This is a genomic window from Arthrobacter agilis, from assembly GCF_002953615.1.
In the GTDB taxonomy this organism is placed as follows: domain Bacteria; phylum Actinomycetota; class Actinomycetes; order Actinomycetales; family Micrococcaceae; genus Arthrobacter_D; species Arthrobacter_D agilis_B.
This window is the reverse complement of sequence record NZ_CP024915.1, coordinates 1,108,513-1,122,004: the sequence shown is the minus strand read 5'-3', so window position 1 is coordinate 1,122,004 and position 13,492 is coordinate 1,108,513. Positions and strand designations below refer to the sequence as shown.

Sequence of the window (13,492 nt, the reverse complement as noted above, 5' to 3'; positions counted from 1 at the left end):
GATGGCGCCCTCCGCGAGGCTCAGGTCCGGATTGGGGACCACGAGCTCCTCGTCGACCTCGAGCTTCGTCCCGATCCCCGTGCAGGCCGGGCAGGCGCCGAAGGGGTTGTTGAACGAGAACGAGCGCGGCTCGATCTCGTCGATGGCGAGCGGGTGCTCGTTCGGGCAGGCGAGGTGCTCGGAGAAGGCGTGGAGGCGCTTCTCGTCGTCCTCCGGGAGGTCCACGAACTCCGCGAGCACGCGACCGTCGGCGAGCTTGAGGGCCGTCTCGACGGAGTCGGTGAGGCGCTGCTGGATGCCGCCCTTGACGACGAGGCGGTCGATGATGACCTCGATGGTGTGCTTGTACTGCTTGCCCAGCTTCGGCGGGTCGCTCAGCTGGATGAGCTTGCCGTCCACCCGGGCGCGCGAATAGCCCTTCGCGGTGAGCTCCTGGAACAGGTCGACGAACTCGCCCTTGCGCGCCCGCACGACGGGAGCGAGGATCTGGAAGCGTGTGCCCTCGTCGAGCTCGAGCAGCTGGTCCACGATCTGCTGGGGGGTCTGCTTCGCCACCGGCTCGCCGCAGACCGGGCAGTGGGGGCGGCCGACACGCGCCCAGAGGAGCCGCATGTAGTCGTAGATCTCGGTGATGGTGCCGACGGTGGAACGCGGATTCTTGCTCGTGGACTTCTGGTCGATCGAGACGGCCGGCGAGAGCCCCTCGATGAAGTCGACGTCCGGCTTGTCCACCTGGCCGAGGAACTGGCGTGCGTAGGCGGAGAGGGATTCGACGTAGCGTCGCTGGCCCTCCGCGAAGATGGTGTCGAAGGCGAGGGAGGACTTGCCCGAGCCGGAGAGGCCGGTGAAGACGATCATGGCGTCGCGCGGGAGGTCCAGGTCGACGTTCCGCAGGTTGTGCTCGCGGGCGCCCTTGACGATCAGCCGGGACAGGTCCTGGGGAGCGGGCTCCGGATTGTGGGCGTGCTGCTCGAGGGAATTTGCTATAGACACTCATCCACTGTAGGGGAAAAGGGCTTCGAAGACATATTCGAATTCCCTGTTTTCCGCACGGTTGCCGCGGCCTGCGGCGTGCCGTTCACGCTCGGCGCAATGCCGCCCTCGCGATGGCGACCGCATCGGACTCGGACAGCCCTGCGGAGTGCACCACCGCGGCGAATACATCGGCGGCGGCACCCACCTTCTGTCGAGCGGCGTCGCCCCCGGCCGTGACGGTGGTCCCCGCCCGCCCCTTCGTCTCCACGACGCCGGCGTGCTCCAGCTCGCGGTAGGCACGGGCGACGGTGTTGGCGGCGACGCCGAGGTGCGCTGCGAGCGCTCGGACCGGTGGCAGTCTCGTGCCGACGGCGGCCTCGCCGGAGTTGGCCGCGGCCAGGATGGCCTGCTTGATCTGCTCGAACGGCGGCACGGCGCTCTGCGGGTCCAGCGTCAGCCACCCGGGGATGCCCTGCTCCACGCCCTGTTCCTTCCACGGTACGGTGCCGCGGGAGAACGCCTCGCGGTGTACTCGAACCCTACCCGTCGGGTCCGCGCGCCCGGCGCGCGCGGATGCCTACACTGTGCTCATGACCGGCCCCCTGCACGACCTCGACGCAATGACCATCCGCCGCATCTCCGTGTCGGAGATGGACAACAACGTGTACCTGCTGACGTCGAAGTCCAGCGGCGCACAGGTGCTCATCGATGCCGCCGACGACGTCCCGGCGATCCTCGGGCTCCTCGCGGACGCGCAGGAGGACACGGACGCCGAGGCCCGGGTGGCCCTGATCATCACCACCCACTCGCACTGGGACCACGTACGGGCGCTGGCAGAGGTCAAGGAGGCCACGAAGGCCCGCACGGCTGCCGGCGAAGCGGACGTCCCGGACATCGCGGTACCGACCGAGGTGCCCCTCAGGCACGGCGATGTCGGGTCCTTCGAGGGATTCGACCTCGAGGCGATCTCCCTGCGCGGGCACACGCCTGGGTCCGTCGCGCTGCTCTGCCGGGACCCCACCGGGCCTGCGCACCTCTTCACCGGCGACTCGCTGTTCCCCGGCGGGGTCGGGAACACGCAGGGCGATCCGCAGCGGTTCGCGTCGCTGTACGACGACGTCGTGACCCGCATCTTCGATCGCCTGCCGGACGACACCATCGTGCACCCCGGCCATGGCGGCGGGACGACCCTCGGGGCCGAGCGGGGCTCGCTGGCGGAGTGGAAGCAGCGCGGCTGGTAGCCGGCGGCAGGACGAGGTGGAGGACGAGGCGGGCGGCCCGTCAGCCGGTCCTGTGCCCGACGGCGAAGATCCGCCGGAAGCCGAACACCGTGCCGTGCTCGCCCCGGGGGTAGGCCTCCCGCAGGAGCGCGCCGTACCCGGCCTCGAACTCGGCGGCCTCATCCTCGGACAGTGCGTCCAGCACAGACCGCAGGGCCGCGCCGCGCACCCAGTCGAGGACGGCGTCCTCCCCCGGGAGCACCTGCTCGTACGTCGTCTCCCACACGTCCGCCTCGAGCCCGGCGGCCAGGAGGATGCCGAGGTAGTCGATCGGCTCGCCGACGGCGTCGTCGTGGCGGAGCACACCGCGCAGCCGTGACGCCCACTGCCCGCTGCCGGCATGGCTGCGCAGCAGGGCATGGGACGGCGCCGAGAAGTTACCGGGCACCTGCAGCGCGAGCCAGCCGCCGACCGGCAGCGCTGCGGCCCACCGGGCGAGAAGCCCCTGATGGCCCGGCACCCACTGGAGGGCGGCGTTCGTCACCAGGACGTCGTCGGCACCGGGTTCGTAGTTCCGCAGGTCGCCGAGCTGGAACCGCAGGTTCGGGAGCGCCGTCCTCCGCCGTGCGGCACCGACCATCTCCGCGCTGGAGTCGATCCCGACCACCTGCGCGGTGGGCCAGCGGCGTGCGAGGACCTCGGTCAGCTCCCCGGACCCGCATCCGAGGTCGACGACGGAGCGTGGGGCCTCATGACCCACCCGCGCCAGGAGGTCGAGGAACGGCCGGCCGCGGTGGCCCGCATGCCGACCGTAGAGTCCCGGGTCCCAGCGCATGATCCACCCTAACTCCGCGGCGACTCCCCCACCGGTAGGCTGAACGGATCATGAGGATCCAAGAGCACCTGCCCCGGCACGACGACGGCGACCTTCCCGCGGACGCGGTCTACGAGGCCTTCACGGGCTGGGCGACGGCGCGGGGCCTGACGCTCTACCCGGCGCAGGACGAGGCGGCGATGGAGCTCGTCTCGGGGAACAACGTCATCCTCGCGACGCCCACCGGCTCGGGGAAGTCCCTCGTCGCGATCGCAGCACACCTGAAGTCGTTCGCCGACGGGCGTACGAGTTACTACACGGCGCCGATCAAGGCGCTCGTCTCCGAGAAGTTCTTCGCGCTCTGTGACATTTTCGGCCCGGAGAACGTCGGGATGATCACGGGCGACTCCGGCGTGAACCAGGATGCCCCGATCATCTGCTGCACGGCCGAGATCCTCGCGAACCTCGCCCTGCGCGAGGGCGCGGCGGCCGACGTCGACACGGTGGTGATGGACGAGTTCCACTTCTACTCCGATCCCCAGCGCGGCTGGGCGTGGCAGGTGCCGCTGCTCGAACTGCCGCAGGCGCAGTTCCTCCTCATGTCCGCGACGCTCGGAGACGTCACGCGCTTCGAGAAGGACCTCACCGAGCGCACGGGGCGGGCGACGGCGACCGTGACCTCCGTCGAACGACCCATCCCGCTCCACTTCTACTATGTCGAGACGCCGGTGCAGGAGTCCCTCGAGGAACTGCTCTCCACCCGCCAGGCTCCGGTGTACGTGGTGCACTTCAGTCAGGCCGAAGCGATCGAGCGGGCGCAGAACCTGATGAGCGTCAACATCTGCACGCGGGAGGAGAAGGACCGCATCGCCGAGCTGATCGCGACGTTCCGGTTCTCCGCCGGCTTCGGGAAGACACTCAACCGGCTCGTGCGCCACGGCATCGGCGTGCACCATGCCGGGATGCTGCCGAAGTACCGGCGCCTGGTCGAGCAACTCGCCCAGGCCGGCCTGCTGAAGGTGATCTGCGGGACGGACACCCTCGGGGTCGGCATCAACGTGCCGATCCGCACGGTCCTCCTGACGGCGCTCAGCAAGTACGACGGCGTGCGCACGCGCCTGCTCAACGCCCGCGAGTTCCACCAGATCTCGGGCCGTGCCGGCCGCGCGGGCTACGACACGGCGGGAACCGTGGTCGTCCAGGCGCCCGAGCACGTGGTCGAGAACGCCAAGGCCATGGCGAAGGCCGTCTCGAAGTTCGGCGACGACCAGAAGAAGCTGCGCCAGGTGGTCCGGAAGAAGCCGCAGCAGGGCTTCGTCTCGTGGGGGAAACCCACCTACGAGCGGCTCGTCGAGAGCATCCCGGACCCCCTGACGTCGTCCTTCTCGGTGAGCCATTCGATGCTGCTGAACCTGCTCGAGCGACCCGGTGATCCCTTCACGGCGACCAAACGGCTGCTGACCGAGAACCACGAGACGCGCGCTTCGCAGCTGCGGCTGATGCGCCGCGCGATCGGCATCTACCGCGAGCTCGTCACGGCCGGCATCGTCGAGAGGCTGCCCGAACCCGAGCCTGACGGGCGCCAGGTGCGCCTCAAGGTGCACCTCCAGGCGAACTTCGCACTGAACCAGCCCCTCTCCCCGTTCGCCCTCGCGAGCCTGGAACTCCTCGACCCCGAGGCTCCGGGCTACGCGCTCGACGTCGTGTCCGTCATCGAGGCGACGCTCGAGAAGCCGCGCCAGGTCCTCAACGCGCAGGAGAAGAAGGCACGCGGCGAGGCGGTGGCCGCCATGAAGGCCGAGGGGATCGACTACGACGCCCGCATGGCGCGGCTCGAGGAGGTCACCTACCCGAAGCCGCTCGAGGAACTGCTGCAGCAGGCCTTCGACGTGTACCGGGCCTCGGCGCCCTGGCTCGGCGACTTCGAACTCGCGCCGAAGTCCGTGGTCCGCGACATGTACGAGAGGGCCATGAGCTTCGGCGAGTACGTCGCCTTCTACGCGCTCACGCGGTCGGAGGGCATCCTCCTGCGCTATCTCGCCGACTGCTACAAGGCCCTGCGTCACACCGTGCCGGTCGAGGCCCTCCGGGAGGACCTCAGCGACATCCTGGAGTGGCTCGGTGAACTGGTGCGCCAGGTGGACAGCAGCCTCCTCGACGAATGGACCCAGCTCGCCGCCGGGATCGACGCGGGTGCCGCTGCGGCTGCCGCCGTCGACCTGCCGGAGGAACCACCCTCGGTGACGTCCAACGAGCGGGCCTTCCGCGTCATGGTCCGCAACGAGATGTTCCAGCGCGTCAAGCTCTTCGCCGACGAGCAGGACGAGGCCCTCGCTGCGCTCGACGCCGACTCGGGCTGGACCGCGGACCGGTGGGCGGACGCCATGGACGGGTACTTCGGGGACTACGAGGACATCGACGACGGCCCCGAGGCACGCGGCCCCGATCTGCTCCTCATCACGAAGGTCCCGGGCGCCTGGAAGGTGCGGCAGATCCTCAAGGACCCGGAGGGGAACAGGGACTGGGGCATCAATGCCGAGATCGACCTCGCGGCGTCCGACGAGGCCGGCAGCCCCGTGGTCCGGATCCTCGGTGTCGGGGCGCCCGTCGCTGCCTGACCCCGTTCTCGCCGCCCCGGTCCGCATCGCACAGCGGACACGATGGCCGCGGGCGGAGGGAGGCGGACGGATGGCTACGCTTGGAGCATGACTACCATTCGGGAGGCACGGCCGGCGGACGTCCCGGTCATCCTCCAGCTCATCCACGACCTCGCCCTCTACGAACGTGAGCCGGACGCGGTGAAGAACACGGCGGAATCCCTCGACGCCGCGCTGTTCGGGGACGCCCCCACGATCTACGCCCACGTCGCCGAGGCCCGGGGGGAGGTCCAGGGCTTCGCCCTCTGGTTCCTCAACTACTCCACGTGGGAGGGGGTCAACGGGATCTACCTCGAGGACCTCTACGTGCGGCCCGAGGCCCGGGGTGCCGGTCACGGCAAGGCCCTCCTCACCAACCTCGCGAAGCTCGCCGCGGAGCGGGGCTACGCTCGCGTCGAGTGGTCGGTGCTGGACTGGAACGAGCCGTCCATCCGCTTCTACGAGAGCCTCGGCGCCCGGGTGCAATCGGGATGGAGCACCTTCCGGCTGACGGGCGACGCCCTCGCCGCGGTCGCCGCGTCATGAGCGGGCGCGCCCTGCTGCACGACGACGACCACCGGGCCGACCCTGCAGCCGGTCATGCAGCCGGTCATGCAGCCGACCCGGCAGCCGGTCATGCAGCCGACCCGGCAGCCGACCCGGCAGCCGGTCATGCAGCCGGTCATGCAGCCGGTCATGCGGCCAACCGAGCAGCCGGTCATGCGGCCGACCCTGCCGCCGGGCACACCGTCGGAAGGACGGCCGTCATGCGCGGGCTGCGCGCGACGGGCCACACATTCCGTGTGCCGCTCGACCACGCGGACCCGGCGTCGCCGTCCATCGAGGTGTTCGCGCGCGAGTACTCGTCCCTGGACCACGGCGACGACGAGGTCTCCCGTCTCCCCTGGCTGCTGTTCCTCCAGGGCGGACCCGGCGGGCGGGGGGTCCGCGCCACGCAACTGTCCGGGTGGCTGAAGTCCGCGGCCAGGGAGTTCCGGATCCTCATGCTGGACCAGCGGGGCACGGGGTTGTCCACCCCGGCCGACGCCATGACACTCGCGTCGCTGCCGACGCCCCAGGCCCGGGCGGACTACCTCACGCATTTCCGTGCCGACTCGATCGTGGCGGACGCCGAGCTGATCCGCCACCGCCTGGGCAGCCCGCCCTGGACGGTGTTCGGGCAGAGCTACGGGGGCTTCTGCACACTCACCTATCTGTCGATCGCTCCCGAGGGAATGCAGCGCGCGCTCATCACGGGAGGCCTCGCACCCCTGTCCGGAGCGCCCGACGAGGTCTACCGGGCGACGTTCCGGCGGGTCGAGGAACGCAATGCCGAGTACTTCTCCTGGTACCCCGGGGACCGGGACCTCGTGACGCGGATCGCCCGCCACCTCGACGCCGTCGAGGAACACCTGCCGAGCGGCGAGCGGCTCACGGCGCGGCGCTTCCAGATGGTCGGTTCGTTCCTCGGTGGCAACACGCGGGTCCACGGCCTCCACTACCTGCTCGAGGACGCCTTCACACAGACCCCGGACGGGCCGCGCCTGTCCGCGACCTTCCTCGAGCAGGTCTCCGGCATCGTGAGCAGGGCGTCCCAGCCGCTCTACGCCCTCCTGCACGAATCGATCTACTGCCAGGGCGCCGCCTCCTCCTGGGCCGCGCAGCGCGTCCTCGAGGAGTACCCGCAGTTCCGAGAGGACGCCGACGCCACCCTCCTCACCGGCGAGATGATCTACGACTGGTACTTCGAGGAGGATCCCGCGCTGCGGCCGCTGCAGGCCGTGGCCGGGATCCTCGCGGAGAAGGATGACTGGGGCAGGCTCTACGACGCCGACGTCCTGGCGACCAACACGATCCCGGCCGCGGCCGCGGTCTACCGACACGACATCTACGTCGATCGGGAGCTCTCGCTGGCGACGGCAGCTGCCGTCCGGAACCTCGAGGTCTGGGAGACGGACGAGTTCCACCACGACGGGATCGCCGACGACGGCGAGGGCATCTTCGAGCGGCTGCTCTCGATGACCCGGCGGTAGCGCCGCCGGTCGACAACGAGCGACGCCGAACGACGAGGGACCCCGCACATCGTGCGGGGTCCCTCGTCGTCCGGAGGCTCGAGGAGCCTCCGTCAGGCGGTGCTAGTGGCGGGGGTTCTTGGTCCCTGCCTCATCGGCTGCCTCGTCGAGTCCCTCGTCGACCGCGGGGGAGGACTCTTCCTCGACACCGTCGCGCGCTTCGTTGCCCTCGATGACCCTCGAGCGGATGAGGCTCGCGATCACGGCGATGATGATCGTGGCCACGATGACGGCCAGCGACACGAACGTCGGGATCTCCGGCGCCCACTCGATGTGCTCACCGTTGTTGATGAACGGCAGCTCGTTGACGTGCATGGCGTGCAGGATGAGCTTCACTCCGATGAAGGCGAGGATCACGGACAGTGCGTGCTTCAGGTAGATGAGGCGCGTCATCAGGCCGCCGAGCAGGAAGTAGAGCTGACGCAGGCCCATGAGGGCGAAGATGTTCGCCGTGAAGACGATGGACGCGCTCTGCGTGAGGCCGAAGATGGCCGGGATGGAGTCGACGGCGAAGAGCAGGTCGGTCAGTCCGATCGTCACGAAGACGATGAGCATCGGGGTGAAGACCTTCTTGCCGTCGACGACGGTGCGCACCTTGTTGCCGTCGTAGGACTCGGACATCGGAAGGACTGACTTGAGCTTCGAGATCAGCTTGTTGTCGCCCGCGTGCTCTTCGTCCTCGCCGGAGTCGGTGGCCTGCTTGTAGGCCGTGTACAGCAGGAAGGCGCCGAAGATGTAGAAGATCCAGCTGAAGTTCTCGATGACGGCCGCACCCAGGGCGATGAAGATGCCGCGCAGGATCAGGGCGATGATGATGCCCACCATGAGCACTTCCTGCTGGTACTTCCTGGGTACGGAGAAGCGCGCCATGATGATGATGAAGACGAACAGGTTGTCGATACTCAGGCTGTACTCGGTGATCCAGCCGGCCACGAACTGGCCTCCGTACTCCGGCCCCGTGAAGACGAACATCAGCGCCGCGAACACGAGGGCGAGCCCCACGTAGAAGGCCACCCACAGTCCGGCCTCCTTCATGGAGGGCTCGTGCGGTCGCTTGACCACGAGCAGCAGATCGAACAGCAGGATGATCCCGAGCACGACGAACGTGCCGATCTCAAACCAGACGGGTAACGCGGGCATGGAGTACCTTCCGGAGGGTGCGGTGAATGGCCGTAAGTCTCTCCGCCGCGGCTCGACGCCGACCGACCGCTACGCCCGGCCGAGCGACGATGCTCAGCGTGTTGACGTCCGTAGCGCTTGGGATACTCCCCTACGTTCGGTCCATGGTACCCGCGGAGCGGGAAAGCCGACGACTAATCACCACAGGATGACCACTCGCCGGCTTCCTTGACGTGCCTCCGCCGCTCGTCCAGCGCCGTCCCGCGCGACTGCCCGCAGGATCAGGCGTGGCCTGCGGACTGCATCTGCCGGAGCTCCTTCTTCAGATCACCCACCTCGTCGCGCAGGCGCCCGGCCAGTTCGAACTGCAGCTCGGCCGCAGCGGCATGCATCTGGTCGGTGAGCTGCTGGATCAGGTCCGTGAGGTCCTCGGCGGGGACCGAGGCCAGCCCCTCGTGGCGGCCCGCACCCTTCTTCGGCTTCCGGTTCTTGCCCGCTTCCTCGAGCAGGGCGCGCGTATCGGCGTCCTCGCGGGTGATCGTGTCCGTGATGTCCGCGATCCGCTTCCGCAGCGGCGTCGGATCGATGCCGTGCTCGAGGTTGTGCGCGACCTGGATGGCCCGGCGCCGGTTCGTCTCGTCGATCGCGCGTTCCATGGAATCCGTGATGCGGTCGGCGTACATGTGGACCTCGCCGGACACGTTACGGGCAGCACGGCCGATGGTCTGGATCAGGGAGGTGGTGCTCCTCAGGAAGCCCTCCTTGTCGGCGTCGAGGATGCTCACGAGCGACACCTCCGGAAGATCGAGGCCTTCTCGGAGCAGATTGATGCCGACGAGGACGTCGAAGGTGCCCATGCGCAGTTCGCGCAGCAGTTCCACGCGCCGCAGGGTATCGACGTCGGAGTGCAGGTACTCCACCTTCACTCCGTGCTCCAGGAGGTACCCGGTGAGGTCCTCGGCCATGCGCTTCGTGAGGGTGGTGACGAGCACGCGCTCGTTGATCTCGACGCGCTTGCGGATCTCGCCGAGCAGATCGTCGATCTGTCCCTTGGTCGGCTTGACCACCACCTCGGGATCCACGAGGCCGGTAGGACGGATGATCTGCTGCACGAAGCCATCGGCCTTGCCGAGCTCGTACTTGCCCGGGGTGGCGGACAGGTACACCGTCTGGCCGATGCGCTCCAGGAATTCGTCCCACTTCAAAGGCCGGTTGTCCATCGCCGACGGCAGGCGGAAGCCGTGATCGACGAGGGTCCGCTTGCGGGAGGAGTCGCCCTCGTACATGGCGCCGATCTGCGGGATGGTCACGTGCGACTCGTCGACGACCAGGAGGAAGTCGTCCGGGAAGTAGTCGAGCAGGCAGTGGGGCGCAGAGGCCGGGTCCCGGCCGTCGATGTGGCGCGAGTAGTTCTCGATGCCGTTGCAGAAGCCCATCTGCTGCATCATCTCGAGGTCGTAGGTGACGCGCATGCGGAGCCGCTGCGCCTCGACGAGCTTGTTCTGGGACTCGAGTTCCGCGAGCCGGACCTGCAGCTCGTCCTCGATGTCCTTGATGGCCCGCGTCATGCGGTCAGGGCCGGCGACGTAGTGCGAGGCGGGGAAGACGTACATCTCCTCCTCCTCGCGGATCACGTTGCCGGTCAGGGGATCGAGCGTGTAGATGTTCTCGACCTCGTCGCCGAAGAACTCGATCCGCAGCGCGTGCTCCTCGTACATCGGGATGATCTCGACCGTGTCGCCGCGCACCCGGAACGTGCCCCGGTGGAAGTCCATGTCGTTGCGCGTGTACTGCATGCCGACGAACTGCCGCAGCAGTTCGTCACGGTTCATCTGGTCGCCCCGGCGTAGCGTGACCATCTTGTTGATGTATTCCTCGGGCGTTCCCAGGCCGTAGATGCAGGAGACGGTCGCGACCACGATCACGTCGCGGCGCGTCAGCAGCGCGTTGGTGGCGGAGTGACGGAGGCGCTCCACCTCCTCGTTGATGGAGGAGTCCTTCTCGATGAAGGTGTCCGTCTGCGGGACGTAGGCCTCGGGCTGGTAGTAGTCGTAGTAGGAGACGAAGTACTCGACCGCGTTGTTGGGCAGGAGCTCCCGGAACTCGTTCGCGAGCTGTGCGGCGAGGGTCTTGTTCTGCACCATCACCAGCGTGGGGCGCTGCACCTGCTCGATGAGCCAGGCGGTGGTCGCACTCTTGCCGGTACCGGTGGCGCCGAGCAGGACGACGTCCTTCTCGCCCGCGTTGATGCGCTCGGCCAGTTCCCGGATGGCGGTGGGCTGGTCACCCGCCGGCTGGTACTCGCTGATGACCTCGAAGGGTGCCACGACACGCTTGATATCCTGCGCAAGACTCATGGCTTAACGGTAGCCCCTTGCTGTGACACTTCTCCTCGGATCTGCTCGCGGCTGAACCTCGCCGACGGCTGGGCCGGAGGCTCAGGCGGGAGCGGGAGGAGCGGTCACGACCACCGTGACGTCGGTGGCCGGATCGGCCCAGCGGTGTGTCGCGAACGGACCGCCCGCGCCCGGCGGGGCAGCCGCTCCGACTCGCGGGAAGCCGGCGGCGGCGATGGCGCCGGAGAGGGAGTCGAACTCCTCCCCCGCCCCTGACAGCACGGACACGGCGGCGGCGGAGACGTCGTCGGGCGGGTGGCGGGCAGCGCCACGGCGGGATTCCACGATCGAGGCGGCGGACGAGGCCGGGAGCGCGGCCCGGAGCTTCGCCGCGATCCGCCGGCTGAGTCCGCTCGTGCCGGGCAGCCCCGCTTCCGCGGGCTGGACGTTCGCTCCGGGCTCATGTCCGCCGGCGTCCAGGGTGTTCCGGAAGGGCAGGAGGCGCTGGTGCCACAGGGTATCCGAGGCCGCGAGGAGGTCGGCGAGCCCGCGGTCGTTGGCCAGGACGGCGTCCGCCTCGCGGAGCCGGTCCGCGCGCGACACCTGCGCTGCCATGCGCTGTTCCGCGTCCTCGCGCCGCATGCCCCGCTGATCGACCATCCGCTGGAGGCGGAGCTCGTCCGGGGCGTCGACGACGACGACGAGGTGGAAGCGGGACGCCTGCCCCGTCTCCACGAGGAGCGGGATGTCCTCGACCACGACGGCACCGGCCGGCGCTCCGTCGATCAGCCTCGCCGCCCCCGCACGTACCCGCGGATGCACGATGGCATTGAGGCGTTCGCGCGCGCCGTCGTCGGCGAACACGAGGCGGCCCAGGGCGGGCCGGTCCAGTGCACCGTCGGGCGTCAGCAACCCCGTCCCGAAGGCGGCCACGATCTCGGCGAGGCCTTCGGAACCAGGTTCCACGGCAGCACGGGCGAGGAGGTCGGCGTCGACGACCACGGCGCCGAGCTCCGCGAAGCGGCGGGCCACCACGGATTTCCCCGCGGCGATGCCCCCTGTCAGTCCGATGCGCAGCATGAGGCAAGACTAGTCGTGCCTCCCCGCCCAGCTGTCAAGAAGCAGCGGCGCACGCTTCCGGGGCGGAAGTGTCAGTGCCCCGAAATACGCTAAGGGGACTTACCTTTTCGAGGAGGACCGTGACCGTCACCCTGCAGGATCTCAAGGAAACCGCTGCTTCCACCTTCGGCTGGGACCTTCGCCCCGGCCAGAAGCGGGCCATGGAGGCGGTGCTCGATGGGCACAGCATTCTCTGCGTGATGCCGACAGGGAGCGGCAAATCGGCCATCTACCAGGTTCCGGCGCTCGCGATGCCGGGCGTCGCCGTCGTGGTCTCCCCCCTGATCGCACTGCAGCACGACCAGGCGGACGCGATCAACGAGAGCGCCGGCGCCACCCGCGCCCACGTGATCAACTCGGGGAGAAAGAAGAGCGAGATCGAGGCGGCCTGGGCGGCAGCGGCGGACGACGACGAGTCCTCGCGGGCGAAGTTCCTCTTCCTCGCACCGGAGCAGGTCGCACGCGACGAGGTGGCCGCCCGACTGCGCTCGCTCGACGTCTCCCTCGTCGTCGTCGACGAGGCGCACTGCGTCTCGTCCTGGGGCCACGACTTCCGGCCCGACTATCTCCAACTCGGCCACCTCGTCCGGGACCTCGGTGTTCCCGTCGTCGCCCTGACCGCGACCGCCTCTCACCCCGTGCAGAGGGAGATCGTGGACAGGCTGCACCTGAAGGATCCGGTCGTCCTGGCGGAGGGGTTCGACCGCCCGAACCTCTTCCTCGACGTCGTGCACCACGTCGAGGGAGACGCCAAGCAGCGGGCCGTCCGCGATCAGGTCCTCGGGCTCGAGGGTCCGGGGCTCGTGTACGTCGCGACGAAGAAGGCCGCCGACAGGCTCTCCTCCGAGCTGCAGGAGCGAGGGCGGCGTGCGGACGTCTACCACGCCGGGCGGGTGAAGAAGGAGCGCGAAGCGGTGCACGAGGGATTCCTCGACGGGTCGGTCGACATCGTGGTGGCGACGACGGCCTTCGGGATGGGCATCGACAAACCCGACGTGCGCTTCGTCGTCCATGCGGACGTCTCGGATTCCCTGGACAGCTACTACCAGGAGATCGGCCGCGGCGGACGCGACGGACTCGACGCGCAGGCCATCCTGCACTACCGCCCGGAGGACCTGTCCCTGCGGCGTTTCTTCGCCGCGAAGTCCGTCAACCGCAAGCAGCTCCGCGAATTGTTCCTGCTCCTCGCCGCGCAGGAGAA

General features: G+C 68.8%; 10 protein-coding genes and 1 pseudogene. 5 read left to right on the top strand and 6 right to left on the bottom strand.

The genetic code is table 11. The features are described 5' to 3' along the window. Positions 1-993: pseudogene (locus CVO76_RS17255) on the bottom strand (excinuclease ABC subunit UvrA); the annotation flags it as partial. 85 nt (positions 994-1,078) lie between these two features. Further along, positions 1,079-1,456 carry a GntR family transcriptional regulator gene (locus CVO76_RS05340; RefSeq protein ID WP_244186217.1) on the bottom strand — a complete coding sequence of 126 codons (378 nt, stop codon included), beginning with the start codon at positions 1,454-1,456 and terminating at the stop codon, positions 1,079-1,081. A 109-nt stretch (positions 1,457-1,565) separates the two neighbouring features. Here CVO76_RS05340 and CVO76_RS05335 point away from each other — a divergent pair, with 109 nt between their 5' ends. Then, complete coding sequence (locus CVO76_RS05335) at positions 1,566-2,216, top strand: MBL fold metallo-hydrolase (RefSeq protein WP_208741075.1); 651 nt, start codon at positions 1,566-1,568, stop codon at positions 2,214-2,216. A 40-nt stretch (positions 2,217-2,256) separates the two neighbouring features. Here the strand turns inward: CVO76_RS05335 and CVO76_RS05330 are convergent, their stop codons facing one another. Beyond that, positions 2,257-3,030 (bottom strand): trans-aconitate 2-methyltransferase, encoded by a 774-nt coding sequence (locus CVO76_RS05330; protein WP_208741073.1) that lies wholly within the window; start codon positions 3,028-3,030, stop codon positions 2,257-2,259. Positions 3,031-3,080: 50 nt separating this feature from the next. Between CVO76_RS05330 and CVO76_RS05325 the strand changes: the two genes are divergently transcribed. The 3 genes from CVO76_RS05325 to CVO76_RS05315 all read left to right on the top strand — a co-directional run bounded on the left by CVO76_RS05325 (position 3,081) and on the right by CVO76_RS05315 (position 7,678). Next, positions 3,081-5,627, top strand: coding sequence for a DEAD/DEAH box helicase (locus tag CVO76_RS05325; RefSeq protein ID WP_208741071.1), 2,547 nt, complete (start codon positions 3,081-3,083; stop codon positions 5,625-5,627). An 87-nt stretch (positions 5,628-5,714) separates the two neighbouring features. Next, entirely contained in the window at positions 5,715-6,191 is a 477-nt protein-coding gene (locus tag CVO76_RS05320; RefSeq protein ID WP_133081863.1) for a GNAT family N-acetyltransferase, read from the top strand. A gap of 221 nt (positions 6,192-6,412) precedes the next feature. Continuing rightward, the gene (locus CVO76_RS05315) at positions 6,413-7,678 is read left to right on the top strand and encodes an alpha/beta fold hydrolase (protein ID WP_208741069.1); all 1,266 of its coding nucleotides are present in this window, start codon (positions 6,413-6,415) and stop codon (positions 7,676-7,678) included. A gap of 102 nt (positions 7,679-7,780) precedes the next feature. On the opposite strand, the gene CVO76_RS05310 is transcribed toward CVO76_RS05315, so the two are convergent. The 3 genes from CVO76_RS05310 to coaE all read right to left on the bottom strand — a co-directional run bounded on the left by CVO76_RS05310 (position 7,781) and on the right by coaE (position 12,252). Then, complete coding sequence (locus CVO76_RS05310) at positions 7,781-8,857, bottom strand: TerC family protein (protein ID WP_208741067.1); 1,077 nt, start codon at positions 8,855-8,857, stop codon at positions 7,781-7,783. A 260-nt stretch (positions 8,858-9,117) separates the two neighbouring features. Further along, positions 9,118-11,193, bottom strand: a complete 2,076-nt coding sequence (gene uvrB, locus CVO76_RS05305; RefSeq protein ID WP_208741065.1) for an excinuclease ABC subunit UvrB — start codon at positions 11,191-11,193, stop codon at positions 9,118-9,120. Positions 11,194-11,274: 81 nt separating this feature from the next. Then, positions 11,275-12,252, bottom strand: coding sequence for a dephospho-CoA kinase (coaE, locus tag CVO76_RS05300; protein WP_208741063.1), 978 nt, complete (start codon positions 12,250-12,252; stop codon positions 11,275-11,277). A 119-nt stretch (positions 12,253-12,371) separates the two neighbouring features. Here coaE and CVO76_RS05295 point away from each other — a divergent pair. Further along, on the top strand, positions 12,372-13,492 hold a 1,121-nt coding region (locus CVO76_RS05295), incomplete at its 3' end, for a RecQ family ATP-dependent DNA helicase (RefSeq protein WP_244186216.1).

Excerpts from the sequence above, each read along its gene's own strand:
- CVO76_RS05335 (WP_208741075.1), top strand. The coding sequence starts at position 1,566 with ATGACCGGCCCCCTGCACGACCTCGACGCAATGACCATCCGCCGCATC.
- CVO76_RS05330 (WP_208741073.1), bottom strand. The coding sequence starts at position 3,030 with ATGCGCTGGGACCCGGGACTCTACGGTCGGCATGCGGGCCACCGCGGC.
- CVO76_RS05325 (WP_208741071.1), top strand. The coding sequence starts at position 3,081 with ATGAGGATCCAAGAGCACCTGCCCCGGCACGACGACGGCGACCTTCCC.
- CVO76_RS05320 (WP_133081863.1), top strand. The coding sequence starts at position 5,715 with ATGACTACCATTCGGGAGGCACGGCCGGCGGACGTCCCGGTCATCCTC.
- CVO76_RS05315 (WP_208741069.1), top strand. The coding sequence starts at position 6,413 with ATGCGCGGGCTGCGCGCGACGGGCCACACATTCCGTGTGCCGCTCGAC.
- CVO76_RS05310 (WP_208741067.1), bottom strand. The coding sequence starts at position 8,857 with ATGCCCGCGTTACCCGTCTGGTTTGAGATCGGCACGTTCGTCGTGCTC.
- uvrB (WP_208741065.1), bottom strand. The coding sequence starts at position 11,193 with ATGAGTCTTGCGCAGGATATCAAGCGTGTCGTGGCACCCTTCGAGGTC.
- coaE (WP_208741063.1), bottom strand. The coding sequence starts at position 12,252 with ATGCTGCGCATCGGACTGACAGGGGGCATCGCCGCGGGGAAATCCGTG.